The organism is Austwickia chelonae, from assembly GCF_003391095.1.
Classification (GTDB): domain Bacteria; phylum Actinomycetota; class Actinomycetes; order Actinomycetales; family Dermatophilaceae; genus Austwickia; species Austwickia chelonae_A.
Map to the genome: position 1 here is coordinate 1,501,854 of NZ_CP031447.1, position 19,343 is coordinate 1,521,196.

Below are 19,343 nucleotides of genomic sequence, written 5' to 3' on the forward strand. Positions count from 1 at the left end.
CGCGTCGACACTCGCGGGAGACTTCTGTCCACTAATGTCGGCCGTGCGGCCGAGTCTGTTTCACGGGCTCGACCGTCCTTGTGGGAAAACACGATCCGGTTCGTCCTCGACGAATCTGGTCATGGTCGGGTCGGCCGTGCAGGGCTTGCGCCAGGGACGGCCCGTCGAGGGCCGCATCGGGCAATGCGTGCCACGACGGTGCCTGTGGCGTGCACGGCCTGCTCGACCGTCGGCTCGTCGCCGATGGACAGCTCAGCCGAGCAGTTGAAGGCTCACCGCCATCACGAACATCCCGGCCATCACCCCGGCCAGCGCCACATGGTGCTCACCGTAGGCGTGCGCGCTGGGCAGTAGCTCGTCCAAGCAGATGTACACCATGATCCCGGCGACTCCCGCGAGAACGACGCCGGTTACCGCCGGGGTGAGATACGGGGCCAACACCAGGTAGGCGAGGAGTGCCCCTGCAGGTTCGGCCAGGCCCGAGGCGAAGGAGTAGCCGAAAGCCTTCGTACGGGAGCCGGTGGCGACGAAGACGGGAACGGCCACCGCGATGCCCTCCGGGATGTTGTGCACGGCCACTGCGACCGCCACCGGAAGACCCAGCTCGGGGGAGGAGATCGCCGTCATGAAGGTGGCGAAGCCCTCGGGGAAGTTATGGATCGCCAGCGCCGCCGCGGTGAACAATCCCATCCTCATCAACTGGGCCTGGCGCACCGACTCCGGGTCGGTATGGGTTTCGTGCGGATTGACCGCAGACGGGACCAGGGCATCGATGACCCCGATGAGCAGGACCCCGCCGAAGAAGGCTGCGATGGCCACCCAGCCGCCGTGATCACCCAGCGACTTACGCAGCGACTCATGCGCCTCGGGGACGAGCTCGACCAAGGAGATGTACAGCATGACACCTGCCGACAGGCCCAGGCTGGCAGCCAGGAGGCGGGGAGAAGCTCGCCGGGCCGTGATCCCCAGCAGACTGCCGATCCCCGTGGACAGGCCGGCGAAGAGGGACAACGCCAGGGCGTAACCCACCGGGCTCACAATGTCGTGGCCTTCAAAGTGTTGCAGGTGGCGACATTCTGGCTGTTGTACCCGGCCATGAACCAGCGCATTCGCTGCTCTGCGCTGCCATGGGTGAAGTTCTCCGGGGAGACCCGGCCCTGCGTGCGCTGCTGGATGGTGTCATCACCGACGGCGCTGGCCGCCGAGAGGGCGCTCTGGATGTCCTGCTGGGTCAACGGTTTCAACAGTGTCTTGCCGTTCTTGTCCTTCGTGGTGGAAGCGTCCTTCGCCCACATCCCGGCGAAGCAGTCGGCCATCAGCTCGACCTTGACCCCGCCGCTGGCCGGCCCCTTCGGATCCTTCTGTGCCTCACCGAGCACGCCGAGCTGGTCCTGGGCGGCGTGACCGTACTCATGGGCCACGACGTACATCTTCGCGAAATTGCCTTTGTCACTGCCGAAGCGCTGGTTGAGCTGTTTGAAGAAGCTCGCATCGATGTACACCTGACGGTCGGCCGGACAGTAGAAGGGGCCGACCTGGTTGGAGGCCATGCCGCACTTGGACTGGGTCTGCCCGGAGTACAGATTCGTCTTGGTCAACCGCCATGCGGTGTTGTTCTTGGTGGACTCGGGGAATTTCTTCTTCCAGTAACCCTGAACGCTGTTGACCGTGCCGACCACCAGACAGACGTCGTCCTTGTTGGCATCGGCTCCCGTTTTGCAGTGGTCGTAGATCTTCTGGGTGTACTGGCCACCGGCACCCAACTGGGACAGGTCCATGCCATGGCCACCCGACCCCAGGACCTGTGAGCCGCCACCGCCACCGAAGAGGGTGTAGACGACCAGAGCGATCAGTCCGAGGATGCCGCCACCGCCACCGATGATCGCCCCGGTGTGACCGAAGGTGCCCTCTCCGCCACCGGTGATATCCGAAGTGTCCAGCTCAGCATCGTCATTGAACGTCATCCCCGCGTCCTCTCCTGGCCACCTCGTGCCACTCACAAGGGCTGACCAGTAGAGTAATGAGTCCAGCTGTGTACCGCACCGTGCATCGGCGCTGCCAGGGCGTACGCGGCTCATCCCGTGAGATGCCATGCTGGGGCGATCCACACCGACCGGAACGAAGGGGACAGCTGTGATCACAGCCACCGGTATCGAGCTGCGCGCAGGTAGTCGGCTCCTGCTGGGTGACGCCACGTTCCGGGTAGGGTCGGGCGACCGGGTCGGCCTGGTCGGCCGTAACGGCGCGGGCAAGACGACCCTGACTAAGGTGCTTGCCGGCTGGAACCAGCCCGCCTCTGGCACCGTCACCCGTAGCGGCGAGGTCGGTTACCTGCCGCAGGATCCCCGCGACGGCGACCTCAACATGGTGGCCATGCACCGCATCCTCTCCGCCCGTCAGCTCGACGACATCGTCCGACGGATGCGGGAGACCGAAGGTGCCATGGCCAGCGCAGATGCCGAGACCCACGAGCGCGCCATGGCCCGGTACCCCCGGCTTCAGGCACAGTTCGACGCCGCCGGCGGCTACGCAGCCGAATCCGAAGCGGCCACCATCGCAGCCGCGCTGGGATTGGAGGACCGGGTCCTCGCCCAGAAACTCGAAACTCTCTCCGGTGGTCAACGACGCCGGGTCGAGCTGGCCCGCATCCTGTTCTCCGGGGTGGACACCCTGCTGCTGGACGAACCGACCAACCACCTCGACGCCGACTCCATCGCCTGGCTACGTGACCACCTGAAGGTGTACAAAGGCGGGCTGCTCGTGATCAGCCACGACGTCGCACTCCTCGACGAAGTGGTCAACAAGGTCTACCACCTGGACGCCAACCGGATGGAGATGGACCAGTACAACGTCGGCTGGAAGGCCTATCTGCAACAGCGGGAGACCGACGAGAAGAGGCGGAAACGCGAGCGTCTCAACGCCGAGAAGAAAGCCTCCGCGCTCTTGGCACAGGCGGACAAGATGCGGGCCAAGGCCACGAAGGCCACGGCCGCCCAGAACATGGCGCGGCGGGCCGAGAAGATGCTCGCCGGAATCGAAGGCGAACGCCAGCAGGACAAGGTCGCCAAACTACGTTTCCCCGACCCGGCGCCCTGCGGGAAGACGCCGCTGCGCGCATCCGGTCTGTCTCGCAGCTACGGCTCCCTGGAAGTGTTCACCGATGTCGACCTGGCCATCGACCGGGGGAGCAAGGTCGTCGTCCTGGGCCTGAACGGTGCAGGCAAGACCACCCTGCTGCGGATCCTCGCCGGGCTGGACACCGCGGACACCGGTCAGGTCGAACCAGGCCACGGGCTGAAGATCGGCTACTACGCCCAGGAACACGAGAACCTCGACGTGACGCGGACCGTCCTGGAGAACATGAAAACGGCCGCCCCCGACCTTGGGGAGACCGACGTCCGCAAGATCCTCGGCAGCTTCCTCTTCTCCGGTGACGACGTCGACAAACCTGCCGGTGTGCTCTCCGGAGGTGAGAAGACCCGCCTCTCCCTGGCGACCCTGGTGGTCAGCAGCGCCAACGTCCTGCTGCTCGACGAACCGACCAACAACCTCGACCCGGCCAGCCGGGAGGAGATCCTTGCTGCATTACGCACCTTCGCCGGTGCCGTGGTGCTGGTGAGCCACGACGAAGGTGCCGTGGCCGCATTGGAACCCGAACGAGTCCTCCTCCTGCCCGACGGCGCCGAGGACCTCTGGAGCACAGACTATCTCGACCTGATCTCCTTGGCCTGAAAAGTTCACCGAAGTCACTTTTCTCCCCAGGCCGGGTCGCCGACGCTCGCCTAGAGTCGGAAAGGTGATCGATGAAGCCCACCCCCATCCGCGCCTGAGCGTGCACCGCACCGGAGCCGTGCTGTACGTCACCCTCGACAACCCGCAACGACGTAACGCCCAGACCCCCACGATGTGGTCGGCATTGGCCGAGATCGCCCACACCCTCCCCGACGATGTCCGGGTCGTCGTCCTGCGCGGCGCAGGCCCATCCTTCTCCGCAGGCATGGACCGCGGAATGCTCAGCCCCACCGGGCTGGACGGTGAACCGGACGTGGTGTCCCTCTGCCTGGAACATCCCGACCAGGCCGACCGGTACATCGCCCGTTTCCAGGACGCCTTCACCAGCTGGCGTAGCCTCGATGCCGTCGTGGTAGCCGCAGTGCAGGGCCACGCCGTCGGAGCGGGATTCCAACTGGCTCTCGGAGCCGACCTGCGGATCGTCGCCGACGACGTCCAGTTCAAGATGGCAGAGACCTCCCTGGGGCTCGTCCCTGATCTCGGCGGCACCTCGGTCCTCGTGGAGCTCATCGGCTATCCCCGAGCCCTCGAACTATGTCTGACCGGTCGGGTGTTGGGTGCACAAGAATCCGTGGAGATAGGCCTCGCGACGATGGCCGTCCCCATCGCCGAGCTGGAGGCTACGACCGACGACCTGGTCGCAGCGCTGACCGCAGCACCCGCTAGCTCGGCGAAAGCCACGAAACGGCTTCTGGCGCAGGCGGTGCGCTCGCCCAGGGAGAGCCAGTTCTCCGCCGAACGACAGACTCAGGTGAAGCTCATCGCTGATCTGGCCAGGCTCTTCAGCGGACAAAACAGGTGACGACCAACCCGTTCGCCACCATGCGGTCGCTCTCCCAGGACCGCCTGAGCGGACGGTCGCTACTTCCGGGGACGGCTCGCCGGGTGTTCTCCTACACGAGGATCTTCCCCTGGCAGATCGCCCTCTTCCTCGTGACGGTCGTACTCGCCTCGGCCATGGTGGCGATACCACCACTGTTGCTTCGGGCCATCGTCGACCGGGGTGTCCTCCGCGGAGACGAGTGATCGGTGGTTCTCCTGTCGGCGCTGGTCGTCCTCGTCGCCCTGATCGAAGCGATGCTGACCGTGGCCCAACGCTGGCAGTCCTCGCGGATCGGTGAGGGTCTCATCTTCCGGCTGCGGACCGAGGTCTTCGACCATGTGTGCGCTCAGCCGTTGGCCTTCTTCACCCGCACCCGGACCGGCGCACTCGCCTCCAGACTCAATACGGACGTGATCGGCGCGCAGCAGGCCTTCACGTCGACCTTGTCCGCAGTGGTGAGTAATACGGTCACCCTCGTCGCGATCGTCGGGACGATGACCGTGCTCTCCTGGCCGTTGACCCTGGCAGCGCTCATGCTTTTCCCGCTCTTCCTTCTCCCCGCACGCGGAATGGGCATCCGACTGTCCGCGCTGACCAGGGAGTCGATGAACCTGAATGCGGACATGGCGACCCGGACGACCGAACCGGTCTTCGAGCAAGTCTGTTTCCGCTACCCGGTCGCGGAGGAGGTCTCCGTGCCCTCGTTGGGAGGCGGGGAAAGTCTCGGCCGACGTGAGGGCGGGCCCGTACTCGAGAACGTCGACTTGCGGGAGGTCTCCACCGCGAGTCTGCGTGATGCCGTCGGTGTCGTGACCCAGGACGCGCATCTCTTCCACGACACGATCAGGTCGAACCTGCTCTACGCGCGGCCGGAGGTGACCGAGGAAGACCTGGAAGAGGTTCTCCGCTCTGCTCCAGAGCTGGGAGCTGGTCGAGCAGTTACCGGAGGGCCTGGGCACTGTCGTGGGCGATCGGGGTCACCGTCTTTCCGGCGGGGAGAAACAACGTCTGGCGATCGCGAGACTGCTCTTGAACGAGCCCGGACTGCTGGTGCTGGACGAAGCGACCGCCCATCTGGACAGCGGCTCGGAAGCTGCTGTCCAACAGGCCTTGGACGTGGCATTGGCGGGCCGTTCGGCTTTGGTGATCGCGCACCGTCTTTCCACGGTGCGCCATGCCGATCTGATCCTGGTCGTCGAGGAGGGACGGATCGTCCAGCGCGGAACCCATGACGACCTGCTCGTGGAGGGCAGGTTGTACGCGCAGTTGTACGAGACCCAGTTCTCCGGGTGAACAAGGTCGGGGAGGTGCATTGTCCGTCGCTGCACGTAGCCTTGCGCGCATGCATTGGAGCGAAGGACCGCTGGCCTTGTTCGACCTGGAGACGACCGGCACCGATCCACAGAGTGATCGGATCGTCACAGCCGCTGTGGTCATGGATGAGCCAGGATGTCTGCCACAGATCCAGGACTGGCTGGTCGACCCGGGGGTGGAGATCCCTGAGGGTGCCAGCAAGATCCACGGGGTGACCACCGAGCAGGCCAGGAGCGAGGGGGTGGCGGCCTCGATCGGTGTGGCTCAGATCGTGGAGGCCTTGTTGTCCGCGGTACGTTCCGGGGTGCCGGTGGTGGGACACAACGTCGTGTACGACCTGACGATGCTGCGTGCGGAGTGCGCTCGCCACGGGCTGGCCGAGCAGGCTGAGGCCGTAGCGGGGGTGCGGCCGGTGATCGACACGATCGTGCTCGACCGGGTGGTCGACCCTTACCGGCCGAAGAATCCGACTTCTCGGCGTCCTGATCCGGCACGTTGTGGGTCGCGCACCTTGGTGGACACCTGTCGGATCTGGGGGGTCGAGCTGTCGGCGGAGGATGCTCATGGTGCAGCTGCCGATGCGCAGGCTGCGGGGATGCTGGCGCGGGTCCTGGCGGGGAGCCGCCCAGAACTGTTGGTGCCCAATGCCCAGGAGCTGCATGATCGCCAGGTGGGCTGGAAGCGTGCTCAGGCCGAGGACTTCGGCCGGTGGCTGGTTTCCAAGGGAAAGGTGGACGACGTCTCTCGGGAGTGGCCGGTCGCTTAGTCGGCGGTAGGCCGTGTGGTGGGCGTTTTTGCCGGGGTTTGCCTTTACCACAGCGGGAGATCGGCCGGGTGCTCGTGCAAGGCCCCGGAGGTGAGAACGGACGTGCCTGGCCCCGTTGTCGAATGTTCCTATGTGGACCGTACAATGGGAACATTGGTTCAGTTGCAATAGAACATCTGTTCCCCAGGTGGGTAGAGACCGACCACCCGGACCGACACCCGTGCGCCGACCGTGTCCCGGACGGCACAACGAAAGGAGCGGCCACCATGGCCGAAAGGTTCGACGCCATCGACATCATCCGCGCCAAGCGCGACCGCGGACGGCTCACCGACGAACAGATCGACTGGGTGATCGACGCCTATACCCGCGGTGTCGTGGCCGATGAGCAGATGTCCGCCCTCGCCATGGCGATCTTCCTCAATGGAATGGACCGCAGCGAGATCGCCCGGTGGACCCAGGCCATGATCGCGTCCGGCGAACGCATGAGCTTCGACTCGCTGTCGAAGAAGACCACCGACAAGCACTCCACCGGAGGCGTCGGGGACAAGATCACCCTGCCCCTGGCGCCACTGGTCGCCTCCTACGGCGTCGCCGTCCCCCAGCTGTCCGGGCGCGGGCTTGGCCACACCGGGGGCACCCTCGACAAGCTCGAGGCCATCCCCGGCTGGCAGGCCGCACTCAGTAACGAGCGGATGATGGAGATCCTCGAGGACAGCGGCGCGGTCATCTGCGCGGCCGGATCGGGCCTCGCCCCGGCCGACAAGAAGCTCTACGCGCTGCGTGACATCACCAGCACCGTCGACTGCATCCCGTTGATCGCCAGCTCCATCATGAGCAAGAAGATCGCCGAAGGGACCGGCGCGCTCGTCCTCGATGTGAAGGTCGGCTCCGGCGCCTTCATGAAGGAGCTCGACGCTGCCCGTGAGCTGGCCCGCACCATGGTCGATCTCGGGACCGACGCGGGGGTGGCCACCACCGCGTTGCTGACCGATATGTCTCGTCCGTTGGGCCGCAAGATCGGCAACTCTCTCGAGGTCGAAGAATCCGTCGAAGTGCTCGCGGGCGGCGGACCCCGAGACATCATCGACCTGACCTGCGCCCTGGCTCGAGAGATGCTCTCCCTCGCAGGGATCGATGCCGATGACGTCGAGGAACGCCTGAACGACGGTCGCGCGATGGACGCCTGGAAGACGATGATCCGGGCCCAGGGCGGAGACCCGGAGGCTGCCCTTCCACGTGCAGCACACACCCAGGACTTCGTCGCAGACCGAGCCGGAGTGCTCACCGAACTGGACGCCCTCGCCCTGGGCGTCGCATCCTGGCGTCTGGGCGCCGGACGCGCACGCAAGGAGGACCCGGTGCAATTCGGCGCCGGCATCGAGATCCACGTCGAGCCCGGTGACCGGGTCACCGCCGGGCAGAAACTGCTCACCCTGCACACCGACACCCCCGAGCGATTCCCCCGCGCCGAGGAACTTCTCGTCGACGGGATCACCATCGACGCCGATGCCTCGCCGGAGGACTTCCGCCGGGAGAACATCGTGCTCGAGCGCATCAGCTGACCAGAAACCGCCGACCCCACCCAGACATCTCGAGGAGTCCATCGTGCCTAGCCGCACCGACGTCGCACACATGATCGACCACACCCTGCTCAAGCCCGAAGCCACCCCCGATCAGGTCGCCGCACTTGCCGCGGAGGCCGGGGACCTGGGCGCCTTCTCCATCTGCGTCTCACCGAACATGCTTCCGGTCGAGGTCCCCGGTGAGGTGAAGGTCGCCACCGTCTGTGGATTCCCCTCAGGGGCACACAAGACCGAGGTCAAGGCCGCCGAAGCTGCCCGCAGCGTGGCCGACGGTGTCGACGAGGTCGACATGGTGGTCAACCTCTCGCTGGTCAAGGAAGGTCGTTTCGAGGAGACCGAAGCAGAGATCCGCGCGGTCCGCGAGGCCTGCCCCGCACCGGTCCTCCTCAAGGTCATCATCGAGTCCGCTGCCCTGACCGATGAGGAGATCGTGGCCTGCTGCGAGGCCTCCGAACGGGCTGGCGCCGACTTCGTGAAGACCTCCACCGGCTTCCACCCGGCAGGCGGCGCATCCGTCCACGCCGTGGAACTGATGGCCAAGACGGTTGGCGGTCGGCTCGGCGTCAAGGCTTCCGGTGGCATCCGTACGACGGAAGCCGCACTGGCCATGATCGAGGCCGGGGCCACCCGTCTGGGGCTCTCCGGATCCCGTGCCATCCTCGAAGGACTCGACTCCTGAAGGAGAGGAACTCCCGATGACTGATTCCGATCTCGCCGGTGTGATCCGTGCCGCCCAGGAATGGATCGCTCACGATGTCGACGAGCGGTGCCGAGCAGAGCTGACCACACTGCTGTCCGCCGCGCAGGACGGTGACGCCTCCGCGGCGGCTGAACTCACCTCCCGGTTCTCCGGCCCGCTGACCTTCGGCACCGCCGGGTTGCGCGGCGAGGTCGGGGCGGGGGAGACCCGGATGAACCGTTCCGTGGTGATCCGAGCCACGTACGGTCTGGTGAAGTACCTCCAGGAGACCCTCGGGGAGTCTCCCCGGATCGTGGTCGGGTGCGATGCACGGCACGGCTCGGCAGATTTCTCTCGCGATGTCGCCGAGGTGATCGCCGCAACCGGAGGCCTCGCCCTGGTGCTTCCTGCTCAGCTGCCGACTCCGGTCACCGCCTTCGCCGTGCGTTCCTTGAATGCTGACGCCGGTGTCATGGTGACGGCTTCGCATAATCCGCCGGCCGACAACGGTTACAAGGTCTATCTCGGCGGCCGGGCGGCTACCGACGAAGGCTGCGGAGTGCAGATCGTGCCGCCGGCCGACGCCGGGATCGCCGCGCAGATCGAGGCAGCACCGCTGGCCGACGAGATCGCACGCAGCGCTGAGGGCATCGAGCACGTGGGCCCTGAGCTGCTGGAGTCCTATCTCACCCGGGCAGCATCTTTGTCCGGGGGACGAGGAGCGCGCGATCTGCGGATCGTGCTGACCCCGATGCACGGCGTCGGGGGAACGACTGCGGTCGAGGCGCTGAAGCGTGCTGGGTTCTCAGACGTCCACGTCGTGGCCGAGCAGATGGACCCCGACCCCGATTTCCCGACCGTCTCCTTCCCGAACCCGGAGGAGCCTGGCGCGATCGACCTGGCGTTGGCGCTGGCCGACAAGGTCGACGCCGATGTGGTCATCGCTCTGGACCCCGACGCCGACCGATGCTCGGTCGGTACCCGAGGCCCGGGAGGGTGGCGTCAACTCACCGGAGACGAGATCGGTGCACTCCTCGGCGAGCAGGCGGCTGCTGATGACAGCAGGCAGGGAGGAACCTTGGCCTGCTCGGTCGTCTCGGGGCGTCTGCTCGGGGAGATCGCTCGGGCGCACGGGCTCACCCACGCTGTCACACTGACCGGTTTCAAGTGGATCGCCCGCACCGCTGATCTGCGTTTCGGCTACGAGGAGGCCATCGGGTACTGCACTGACCCGGCCGGTGTCCGGGACAAGGACGGCATCACCGCTGCGGTCCGGATGGCCTGCCTGGTGGCTGACCTGAAAGAGGACGGCCGGGATCTGGGGTCGGCGTTGGACGAGCTCGCACGGGCGCACGGTCTGCATGCGACGGCACCACTTTCCTTCCGAGTCGCAGACCTGTCGCTGATCGCCGATGCGATGCGTCGATTCCGGCAGAGCCCGCCGGCCGAACTGGCCGGTTCTCCGGTCGTGCGAGTGGCAGACCTGGCAGAAGGCTATGACGGCCTTCCGCCGACCGACGGTCTGCTCTTCCTGACGGAGGCGAACGACCGGGTGATCGTGCGTCCTTCCGGGACGGAGCCGAAGCTGAAGTGTTACCTGGAGGTCGTGCTGCCCTGCGTGGACGGCGAACCGGTTCCGTACGAGGCGGCCTCGCGTCGCCTGGAGTCGGTCAAGGACGATCTGCGTTCAGCCATCGGTTTGTGAGCTGACCGCTGCGCTCCCAGAGGTGGCCGCTGACCGGGAACCTGGTCAGCGGCCACCTCCGTGGGTTCACTCGTCCTCTTCGTCCCAGATCCTCTTCTTACGTGGCACCGGAACTGGCCGGGTGTATTTGCCTTCGGCGACGAGACGGTCGAGATGCTCTCTGCGGATGTAGACACCCACGATCACGAAACCGACGATCGAGCCACCCCACCATTGCAGTGAGTAGGCGAAGTGGGGCCCGATGCCGGTGTCCGGTGGGAGGAGTGGACTGGGACGGGCCGGCTGGTGACCGCTGCCGTCGTCTTCGGAATCCAGCACCAGATAGGCGGCTTTGCGGATCGGGTGCCGGGTACGTTCGGCAGCTTCTTGAAGGTTGACCGAGGCCAATTGCCCTGCGGGAAGGTCTCGTCCCAGGCTTTCTTCTCCGTGTCGCAGCCATCCGGTCACGGTGACCTCACCGGCGGGCGGGGGAGGTACCTGGGGGAGCACATCGGCTCGTTCGGCGTTCTTCACCCAGCCTCGGTCGACGATCAGAGCGGTGCCGTCCGGCAAGGACAAAGGCACGAGGATCTCGTACCCATAGGTCACTTTCTGTGGACGGTTACGGACGAACAGCTGTCCGTTGTGATCGTAGGTGCCACGCATCTGCACTTTCGTCCACAGTCGTTCGTCCGGCAGCTCGGCGCCCTGGGGGAGAACCTCGTCCAGCGGGACAGCCGTGGTTGCGTAATTGCGTTCCACGGCGTCGGCGATCGAGGACCGTTGGACATGTCGTCCCCATTGCCAACGTCCCAGGAAGAGGCACAGCACGAAGAATGCAGTGGCCACTGCGATGGCTGTCAGCCACCGCCGGGTCAACACCGTCCGCATCACGGGCTCGACGCTACCCGGCTTACCCTTGATTTATGCCTGGAGCCCCAGCCGGAGCCCCGAAAAATACCCCGCTCACGCCGGGTGATCGTTCCCGGCCAACCGAAAACGCTGCCCGACTTGAGGATTCGTTCGGGCGTATTGCCACCGACCTGCGAGTGTCGCTGACGGACCACTGCAACCTGCGGTGCACCTATTGCATGCCCGCAGAAGGGCTGCCCTGGATGGCTCGCCCGCAGATGCTGACTGATGACGAAGTCGTTCGGCTGGCGCGGATCTTCGTGGAGTCAGGCGTCACCAAGGTTCGGTTGACCGGCGGTGAACCGTTGTTGCGCAGAGGGGTGGTCGATCTGATCTCCCGTTTGGCGGAGTTGGAACCTCGGCCTGTGCTGGCGATGACGACGAACGGAGTGGGGCTCTCGACGGTGGCCGAGGGGCTGGCGGCTGCAGGTCTCGACCGGGTGAATGTCAGCTTGGACACCGTCGACCCGGAAGTTTTCCGCAAACTGACTCGACGCGATCGGTTGGCCGCGGTCATGAGCGGGCTCGAAGCGGCGCAGGAAGCCGGGCTGACACCGGTGAAGGTCAACGCGGTGGCCATGCGAGGAGTCAACGACGCCGGGGTGGCAGACCTGCTCGACTGGTGTCTCGACCGAGGCTACGAGCTACGGTTCATCGAGCAGATGCCCCTGGACGCCCAGCACAGCTGGCAGCGTGGCGAGATGATCTCGGCGGAGGAACTACGTGCGGCGCTGGGGGAGCGCCACGAGCTGACTGCTCTGCCCGACGAGACCCGGGGGTCGGCTCCCGCCGAGCTCTTCCTGGTCGATGGCGGGCCGGCCACGGTGGGGATCATCGCCTCGGTGACCGCGCCGTTCTGTGGAGCCTGCGACCGCGTCAGGCTGACTGCCGACGGCATGGTACGCAACTGCCTGTTCGCTCGAGGAGAGGTCGACCTGCGCGGGCCGATGCGAGACGGTGCTGACGACCACGAACTACGTCGGCTGATTCGCGGCGAGATGTGGCGAAAGGCTCGGGGGCATGGGATCGGCGCACCTGATTTCACCCAGCCGGCACGCCCTATGTCGGCGATCGGCGGCTGAGGGCAGAAGGTGCTCGGTCGGCCTGGTGAGCTCTCTCGTTCGCCGGTCAGACGGTGCCGTGCTCCGGCTTCCGGCCTGCTTCTGTGTCGTCCTCACCAGGTGCCGACGCGCTGCTGAGCTGCCGGGTCGGTGATACCGCCTGGACGGTGTGAGCTTGCCGGGTGGTGGCATTGTTGGCCAAGACGACCGCTGGATAGGGCAGGATCACGGCGGCGATCGACAAGAGGATCCCGGCGACCACCGAGCCCGTCGCGGCGTAGACCACGACAGCGAGGACGAAGGAGATCGTCCGGATCACCATGCAGGTCACATAGGTCTGCATCCGGGCACGCTGATCGTCCGCGGCGGAGGTGGGCACCGTTGAGATGGAGTGCACGGGAGCTGCATCGGGCCGAGAGCGAGGGATCACCCCACCAGCGTAGGGCGAGACAGGGGTGCGTCGGCTGGGCTACCACCGGGTAGTTCGCTAGGTTCACCTGGCGACCGGAAAAGCCCCGGTCATCAGGACGGCAGGGGAGGATCCGCCGATGCCTGAACCTGCTTGGACCGATCGGGCGATGGACGCATCCGCGTTCCGAGCGACGACGGTCCCGACGAACGGAGAATGATGAACAGTTCACCCACCAAGGTGCGGACCGCGCTGGTCACCGGGGGAAATCGAGGCATCGGCCTCGGTGCGGCGCGGGCCTTGGCAGCTGACGGGGTGCACGTCGTCGTGGGATCGCGTTCGGGAGAAGGTCCTGAAGGTTTCGATGTCGTCCGGATGGATGTTGCGGACACCGCATCGGTGAACGACGGGTTCTCCGCTGCTGAAGAGATTCTGGGCAGCCCGGTGGAGATCTTGGTGGCCAATGCCGGGATCACCCGGGACCAGCTGTTGCTGCGGTTGAGCGACGAGGAGGTCGAGGACGTGATCCAGACCAATCTCGTCGGCGCGATTCGGTGCGCACGCCGTGCGAGCAGGGGAATGATCCGCCTGAAACGGGGCCGGATGATCTTCGTCTCCAGCGTGGTCGGGCTTAACGGTTCTCCAGGGCAGGTGAACTACGCGGCGTCGAAGGCCGGCCTGGTCGGGGCGGCCCGGTCGATCACGCGTGAATTGGGTGGGCGGGGGATCACCGCGAATGTCGTCTCGCCGGGGTTCATCGACACCGATATGACTGCGGCACTGCCACAAGATCTACGCGCCACCTACACGGCGTCGGTGCCTGCCGGTCGGATGGGCACGGTGGACGATGTCGCTGCGGCTTGTGTCTTCCTGGCTTCGGACGCGGCCGCCTATGTCTCGGGAGCGGTTCTCCCGGTCGACGGCGGTCTGGGCATGGGTCACTGATCCGGTTCGTCATCAGCGCAGGAAGGAAGAACCATGGCTCTGCTCGAGGGCAAGAACATCCTCGTCACCGGCGTGCTCACCGAGTCGTCGATCGCTTTTCACGTTGCACGACTGGCTCAGGAAGAAGGGGCCCAGGTCGTGCTGACCTCCTTCGGTCGGGCGATGAAGATCACCACTGCCATCGCTCGACGTCTCCCCCGGCCTGCGCCGGTCGTCGAGCTGGATGTCTCGGAACAATCCCATTTCGATGCGCTGGTCGAGCGGGTCGGTGAACATGTCGATGGCCTGGACGGCGTACTTCATTCCATCGGATTCGCCCCACAGGCAGCTTTCGATTTCACCGCGGCTTCCTGGGAGGACGTCGCTCCAGCACTTCAGATCTCGGCGTTCTCACTGAAATCCTTGGTCGCCGCCTGCGCCCCGGCGATGTCCTCCGGTGGTTCCGTGGTCGGGCTGACCTTGGACGCGAGCGTGGCCTGGCCGGGATACGACTGGATGGGTGTGGCGAAGGCGGCCTTCGAGGCGACGAACCGTTACTGCGCCGCTTCGTACGGCTCTCAGGGAATTCGCTGCAACCTGGTGGCTGCGGGGCCGATCCGGACGACAGCGGCGAAGTCGATCCCGGCCTTTGCGAGATTCGCCGAGTGGGGGGAGCATGCACCTCTCGGGTGGGATATGACCGACCCCACCCCGACGGCGAAGAGCTGTGTGGCTCTGCTCTCCGACTGGTTCCCCGCGACCACCGGGGAGATCGTGCACGTCGATGGCGGGTACCACGCCACCGGGGACTGACGGTCCTCTCCGGGCGCACAACAGGCGTCGGCAGCTCGCCAACTTGGGGTACGCCGCGCTCTTTAGCTGAATTAGCTATAAGGGCACGGCGTGTCGCCGATGAGGGAGTCGATATGAGTCGAACCTGGAGACAGGGAGACCGTATCCACACTCCACCATCGAACTGACCGGCGCATCCGCGAGGAGCCCTATGTCCGTCACCCCTGCCGAGGCCTGGACCACGGCACGCCATCCGTTGGCACGCTTACTCAGATCCGTAGCTGCAGGTCAGAAGCCTGAACCTGACGGTAAATGGACCAGGGTCTCCCCATGGATCCCGACCATCCAGGCGATGGTCGTCTTCCCGGAACACACCATCATGGCGGTCTCCTACGACATCTCCGACGAAGCACTCGTCGACCTGGGTGTCGACGGGCACGGCCAGGCATTCACCGCCCGTACGGTGACCGCACTGGCCGGACCGACCGGATGGGTGGGCGTCCCCCAGGTCCTGTTCTGCGCCTTGGGCACCGGATCAGGACAAGGAGGCGCGCTGACCGCGCGGAGCGACCTGTCGAAGCATCCGGCGGTAGAACTGGCCAGGCGTACCCTGCAAGATGTGCAGGTTCTCAGCTCAGGGGATCCGGCGGATCCCGACGTCGTGGTCCTGGGGCGAGGAGTCGCCGGTATCCGTGAGTTCGTGGTCCACCGACCACACCCGTACGCGCCCAGCGGCGCCCAACTCGTCCAAGCCGCCTTGGGCTGCGTACCGGAGAACGAGGTCGTCCTCCGATGCATCCCGACCTACGATGCACCCCGCATCTCTGCCGCGGTCGAAGGCGGGATGATTCCGATCGGAGGCGTGCAACTGTTCAGCACCCGCCCCGAACACAAACTGTGAGGCTCACCCCGGAGAAGCTTCCGAGGTCACAGGCCGGGCAGGGTGCCTGCCCCGAACATCGATGTCGCGATCTCTTCCTCGGTGAAGCCCAGGAAGGGCAGCACCATGTCCAACCGGGGCACGGAGATCGTCGCATCGGCGATGGCCCGTAGCGCAGGCTTGGCGCAGAACGCGATACCGACCTCGGCAGCGGCCACCATGTCCAGGTCGTTGGCCCCGTCACCGACCGCCACGGTGCCGGACATCTCGACGTGCTCCTGGAGCGCCCATTCCCGCAGTGCGGACGCCTTCGCGGCCCGGTCCACGACGGCTCCGCTCACCCGACCGGTCAGCCGGCCGTTGACGACCTCCAAGGCATTCGCCCGGGCGTGATCGACGCCCAGCGACCGAGCCAGCGGCCCGACGACCTCGATGAAACCGCCGCTGACTATCCCGATCCGGTGGCCGCGTGCGCGAAGGACCTCGATCGCGGTGCGTGCTCCGGAGGTCGGCGTGATCTGACGGAGCACCTCGGTCAGGGCCCTGGCCTCGATTCCACGTAGGGTGGCGACTCGCCGGTGAAGGCTCTCCGCAAAGTCGAGTTCACCGCGCATGGCGGCTTCGGTGACCGCGGTGACCTCGTCACGGCTCCCGGCATGTTCGGCGATCAGCTCGATGACTTCCTGGCGGATCAGCGTGGAATCCACGTCGAAGAGCACCAGCATGCGGGCATCCGGGTGGCGTGGAGCGCAGAAGCAGAAGTCGGCTGCGGCGTCGAGGAGCATTGGTCGGACGGCTCGCCGAAGGTCCTCCGGCGAGATCCGGTCGAAGACCATTTCGTCGACGACCAGATCTTTCCGGGCCAGAGGGCGTTCGGATACCAGATGCGCTCCGGCATGGGCGGTTACCCGGCGGGTCTCCTGCAGGACGTCGGGGGCCTCGGCGCATCCGGCGATTCGGAGCACCGCCGTACCGGTATAGCCCATGTCGTCCGTCCGTTCAGTCTCAGTCCGCGGTCAGATGCATACCCTTCGGGACCACCACGATGCCGCTGTCACTGACGTAGAGGCCACGTGCCCGGTCTGCGTCGTGGTCGACACCGATCTCCACACCATCCCCGACGACGACATGTTTGTCGAGGATGGCGTGGTGGACGACAGCTTTGCGTCCGACCCGGACATTCCCCAGGAGGACCGAGTCGGTGACCTGGGCGTAGCTGTGGATGAAACAGCGTGGGGAAACCACGGAACCTTCGACCTGGGCGCCGGAGACGACGGTGCCGGCAGAGACCATCGAGTTCACGGCCGTACCGAGGCGCCCGGTCTCGTTGTGCACGAACTTGGCCGGCGGTTGGGCTCCTTCGGAGCTGATGTAGATCGGCCAGTCCTCGTTGTACAGGTTGAAGACCGGGTGAATGGCCACGAGATCCATGTGCGCCTCGTAGTAGGCGTCGATGGTGCCGACGTCACGCCAGTAGGCGCGGTCACGTTCGGTGGCACCGGGAATCTCGTTGTTGCTGAAGTCGTAGACGTATCCTTCGCCGCGGTTCACGAACCAGGGCACGATGTCGCCGCCCATGTCGTGTTCGCTGTTTTCGTCGGCGGCATCGGCGGTGACGACTTCACGCAGGATGTCTGCGTCGAAGACGTAGTTCCCCATGGAGGCGAGAACTTCGTCGGGGGAGTCCGGCAATCCGACGGCGTCGGTGGGTTTCTCCCGCCAACGGTCGATCTTGCGGACGTCGTTCCCGTCCACCTCGATCACTCCGAACTGGTCGGCGAGTTCGATCGGCTGGCGGATGGCGGCGACGGTGATGCCGGCGCCGGTCTCGACATGCTGCTGAACCATCTGGGAGAAGTCCATCCGGTACACGTGATCGGCGCCGACGACGACCACGTAGTCGGGGCGTTCGTCCTCCATCGCGTTGAGGCTCTGATAGATGGCGTCCGCGCTGCCCTGGTACCACTGTTTGCCACGTCGTTGCTGGGCAGGGACGGGGGCGACGTAGTTGCCCAGCAGGGTCGACATACGCCAGGTCCGGGAGATGTGGCGGTCGAGGCTGTGTGATTTGTACTGCGTCAGGACGATGACTTTCAGGTACCCGGAGTTGACGACATTGCTCAAGGCGAAGTCGACCAGGCGGTAGGTTCCACCGAAGGGCACCGCCGGTTTGGCGCGGTCAGCCGTCAAGGGCATGAGTCTTTTGCCTTCACCCCCCGCGAGGACAATCGCAAGGACCTTGGAGGAGCGAGGAAAACGCGGCATAAGCGCAAGGTACCCGGGTGTCGTGCTCAGCAACACCCGTGGGGGTGTCGATATCGAGAATTGGGACTCTCGTCCTCTCTCGGGCAGAGCGGACGGACGCTCGGGGAAGGCCGTCACGAACTGCTTGCACCGGATAGATTCACTTCGTGCGAGTCGACATCCTGAGCAAGGAATATCCCCCCAATGTGTACGGCGGCGCAGGCGTCCACGTCGCCGAGCTGGTCAAAGCTCTGCGCGCGCGGGAAGCTCTCGACGTCCGGGTACGGGCTTTCGGTGTCCCCGCTGTGGAGGAGGGGACTTACGGCCATCCTGATCTGGAGGAGTTGGCGTCGGCGAATGCAGCGCTGCGGACTCTTGGTGTGGATCTGACGATCGCGGACGGGTGCGCAGGAACTGATCTGGTGCATTCGCACACCTGGTATGCGAACATGGCCGGTCACCTGGCAGGTCTGTTGCACGGTGTGCCCCACGTGATATCCGCGCACAGCCTGGAACCGTTGCGGCCGTGGAAGGCCGAGCAGCTCGGCGGTGGCTATCGGGTGAGCAGTTGGGTGGAACGTACGGCGTACGAGGCTGCGGCGGGGGTCATCGCGGTCAGCCACGGGATGCGGGCCGATGTCCTGTCCTGCTACCCCTCGATCGACCCTGACAAGGTCAAGGTCGTTCATAACGGCATCGATTCGCAGCTCTGGCAGGCGGACCGCAGTGAGGCCGCACGCCGTGCCTGTACGGAACTCGGGGTGGATCCGGACCGTCCGGCGGTGCTCTTCGTGGGTCGGATCACCCGGCAGAAGGGCCTTCCTTATCTCCTGCGGGCGGTGGCGCAGCTCTCGCCGGAGGTCCAGGTCGTGTTGTGTGCGGGCGCACCGGACACCCCCGAGATCAAGGCTGAGGTCGAGAGACTGATCGAGGAGCTCAGGACGACGCGCACCGGAGTGGTCTGGATCGCCCAGATGCTTCCGCGTGCGAAGGTGATCGCCTTGCTGTCCCATGCCACGGTCTTCGTGTGCCCGTCGGTCTACGAACCTCTGGGCATCGTGAATCTGGAGGCGATGGCCTGTGGAGCTGCGGTGGTGGCCACCCGGACGGGCGGTATCCCGGAAGTGGTGGTGCCGGGGGAGACCGGTTGGCTGGTCGATATCGAACAGGTCAGTGATGGCACGGGCACCCCTCTGAATGAGAAACGGTGGGTCGACGATCTCGCGGCGGCTCTGATCGCGGCGGTCTCCGATCCTGAGCGGGCAAGGGCCCTGGGACAGGCCGGTCGGGTTCGGGCGGTCGAGCATTTCTCCTGGGAGACGATCGGGGAGAAGACCTCGGCGGTGTACGAGCAGATCCTGTCGCGATGAACTACGTCGGGGGTGTCCTCGGCGGGTGGTGTCTTTCATCCTGATCCGGGCTTGTTGATTTCTGGGCTCCTGGGCATCGGACGCCGGGCCCATCCCACCGTGTGCCTCGG

At 65.7% G+C, this 19,343-nt stretch carries 18 protein-coding genes and 1 pseudogene; 13 read left to right on the plus strand and 6 right to left on the minus strand.

The window, feature by feature from the left end; genetic code table 11:
* Positions 1-252: 252 nt before the first annotated feature.
* Together zupT and ypfJ are read right to left on the minus strand one after the other, a co-directional pair.
* Positions 253-1,038, minus strand: coding sequence for a zinc transporter ZupT (zupT, locus tag DX923_RS06580; protein WP_116113571.1), 786 nt, complete (start codon positions 1,036-1,038; stop codon positions 253-255).
* Entirely contained in the window at positions 1,035-1,964 is a 930-nt protein-coding gene (ypfJ, locus tag DX923_RS06585; RefSeq protein ID WP_116113572.1) for a KPN_02809 family neutral zinc metallopeptidase, read from the minus strand. Before ypfJ ends, zupT begins: the two co-directional genes overlap by 4 nt.
* A gap of 169 nt (positions 1,965-2,133) precedes the next feature.
* Between ypfJ and DX923_RS06590 the strand changes: the two genes are divergently transcribed.
* The 8 genes and pseudogenes from DX923_RS06590 (at position 2,134) to DX923_RS06620 (ending at position 10,662) form a co-directional block, all read left to right on the plus strand.
* Positions 2,134-3,732, plus strand: a complete 1,599-nt coding sequence (locus DX923_RS06590; protein WP_116113574.1) for an ABC-F family ATP-binding cassette domain-containing protein — start codon at positions 2,134-2,136, stop codon at positions 3,730-3,732.
* Positions 3,733-3,796: 64 nt separating this feature from the next.
* Positions 3,797-4,594 (plus strand): enoyl-CoA hydratase/isomerase family protein, encoded by a 798-nt coding sequence (locus tag DX923_RS06595; RefSeq protein WP_116113575.1) that lies wholly within the window; start codon positions 3,797-3,799, stop codon positions 4,592-4,594.
* The gene (locus DX923_RS16655) at positions 4,591-4,818 is read left to right on the plus strand and encodes a hypothetical protein (protein WP_240322778.1); all 228 of its coding nucleotides are present in this window, start codon (positions 4,591-4,593) and stop codon (positions 4,816-4,818) included. Before DX923_RS06595 ends, DX923_RS16655 begins: the two co-directional genes overlap by 4 nt.
* 57 nt (positions 4,819-4,875) lie before the next feature.
* Positions 4,876-5,908: pseudogene (locus tag DX923_RS17125) on the plus strand (ABC transporter ATP-binding protein); the annotation flags it as partial.
* Positions 5,909-5,957: 49 nt separating this feature from the next.
* Positions 5,958-6,695 (plus strand): exonuclease domain-containing protein, encoded by a 738-nt coding sequence (locus tag DX923_RS06605; protein WP_116113577.1) that lies wholly within the window; start codon positions 5,958-5,960, stop codon positions 6,693-6,695.
* Positions 6,696-6,961: 266 nt separating this feature from the next.
* Positions 6,962-8,257 (plus strand): thymidine phosphorylase, encoded by a 1,296-nt coding sequence (locus DX923_RS06610; protein ID WP_116113578.1) that lies wholly within the window; start codon positions 6,962-6,964, stop codon positions 8,255-8,257.
* Between the two features lie 70 nt (positions 8,258-8,327).
* A complete protein-coding gene (gene deoC / locus DX923_RS06615) occupies positions 8,328-8,957 on the plus strand; it encodes a deoxyribose-phosphate aldolase (protein ID WP_430732300.1) in 630 nt (209 codons plus the stop codon).
* Between the two features lie 16 nt (positions 8,958-8,973).
* Positions 8,974-10,662, plus strand: coding sequence for a phospho-sugar mutase (locus DX923_RS06620; RefSeq protein ID WP_116113582.1), 1,689 nt, complete (start codon positions 8,974-8,976; stop codon positions 10,660-10,662).
* 66 nt (positions 10,663-10,728) lie between these two features.
* Here DX923_RS06620 and DX923_RS06625 read toward each other — a convergent pair whose 3' ends face one another.
* Positions 10,729-11,532, minus strand: coding sequence for an SURF1 family cytochrome oxidase biogenesis protein (locus tag DX923_RS06625; RefSeq protein WP_240322819.1), 804 nt, complete (start codon positions 11,530-11,532; stop codon positions 10,729-10,731).
* A gap of 35 nt (positions 11,533-11,567) precedes the next feature.
* Between DX923_RS06625 and moaA the strand changes: the two genes are divergently transcribed.
* Complete coding sequence (moaA, locus tag DX923_RS06630; RefSeq protein ID WP_116113585.1) at positions 11,568-12,635, plus strand: GTP 3',8-cyclase MoaA; 1,068 nt, start codon at positions 11,568-11,570, stop codon at positions 12,633-12,635.
* Between the two features lie 46 nt (positions 12,636-12,681).
* Here the strand turns inward: moaA and DX923_RS06635 are convergent, their stop codons facing one another.
* Entirely contained in the window at positions 12,682-13,011 is a 330-nt protein-coding gene (locus DX923_RS06635) for a DUF3099 domain-containing protein (protein WP_162872823.1), read from the minus strand.
* Between the two features lie 228 nt (positions 13,012-13,239).
* Here DX923_RS06635 and DX923_RS06640 point away from each other — a divergent pair, with 228 nt between their 5' ends.
* From DX923_RS06640 to DX923_RS06650, 3 genes are all read left to right on the plus strand, one after another.
* The gene (locus tag DX923_RS06640) at positions 13,240-13,968 is read left to right on the plus strand and encodes an SDR family oxidoreductase (protein ID WP_116113588.1); all 729 of its coding nucleotides are present in this window, start codon (positions 13,240-13,242) and stop codon (positions 13,966-13,968) included.
* 33 nt (positions 13,969-14,001) lie between these two features.
* Positions 14,002-14,760: an enoyl-ACP reductase FabI gene (fabI, locus tag DX923_RS06645; protein ID WP_116113590.1), complete on the plus strand. Its 759-nt coding sequence runs from the start codon at positions 14,002-14,004 to the stop codon at positions 14,758-14,760.
* Between the two features lie 190 nt (positions 14,761-14,950).
* Positions 14,951-15,640: an N-acetyltransferase gene (locus DX923_RS06650; RefSeq protein WP_116113591.1), complete on the plus strand. Its 690-nt coding sequence runs from the start codon at positions 14,951-14,953 to the stop codon at positions 15,638-15,640.
* 26 nt (positions 15,641-15,666) lie between these two features.
* Here DX923_RS06650 and serB read toward each other — a convergent pair whose 3' ends face one another.
* Both serB and glgC read right to left on the minus strand, forming a co-directional pair.
* Entirely contained in the window at positions 15,667-16,605 is a 939-nt protein-coding gene (serB, locus tag DX923_RS06655; RefSeq protein WP_116113593.1) for a phosphoserine phosphatase SerB, read from the minus strand.
* A gap of 19 nt (positions 16,606-16,624) precedes the next feature.
* On the minus strand, positions 16,625-17,884 hold the full coding sequence (gene glgC / locus DX923_RS06660) for a glucose-1-phosphate adenylyltransferase (protein WP_116113594.1): 1,260 nt from the start codon (positions 17,882-17,884) through the stop codon (positions 16,625-16,627).
* Between the two features lie 146 nt (positions 17,885-18,030).
* Here glgC and glgA point away from each other — a divergent pair, with 146 nt between their 5' ends.
* Positions 18,031-19,233 carry a glycogen synthase gene (glgA, locus tag DX923_RS06665; protein ID WP_116113596.1) on the plus strand — a complete coding sequence of 401 codons (1,203 nt, stop codon included), beginning with the start codon at positions 18,031-18,033 and terminating at the stop codon, positions 19,231-19,233.
* Positions 19,234-19,343 lie beyond the last annotated feature (110 nt).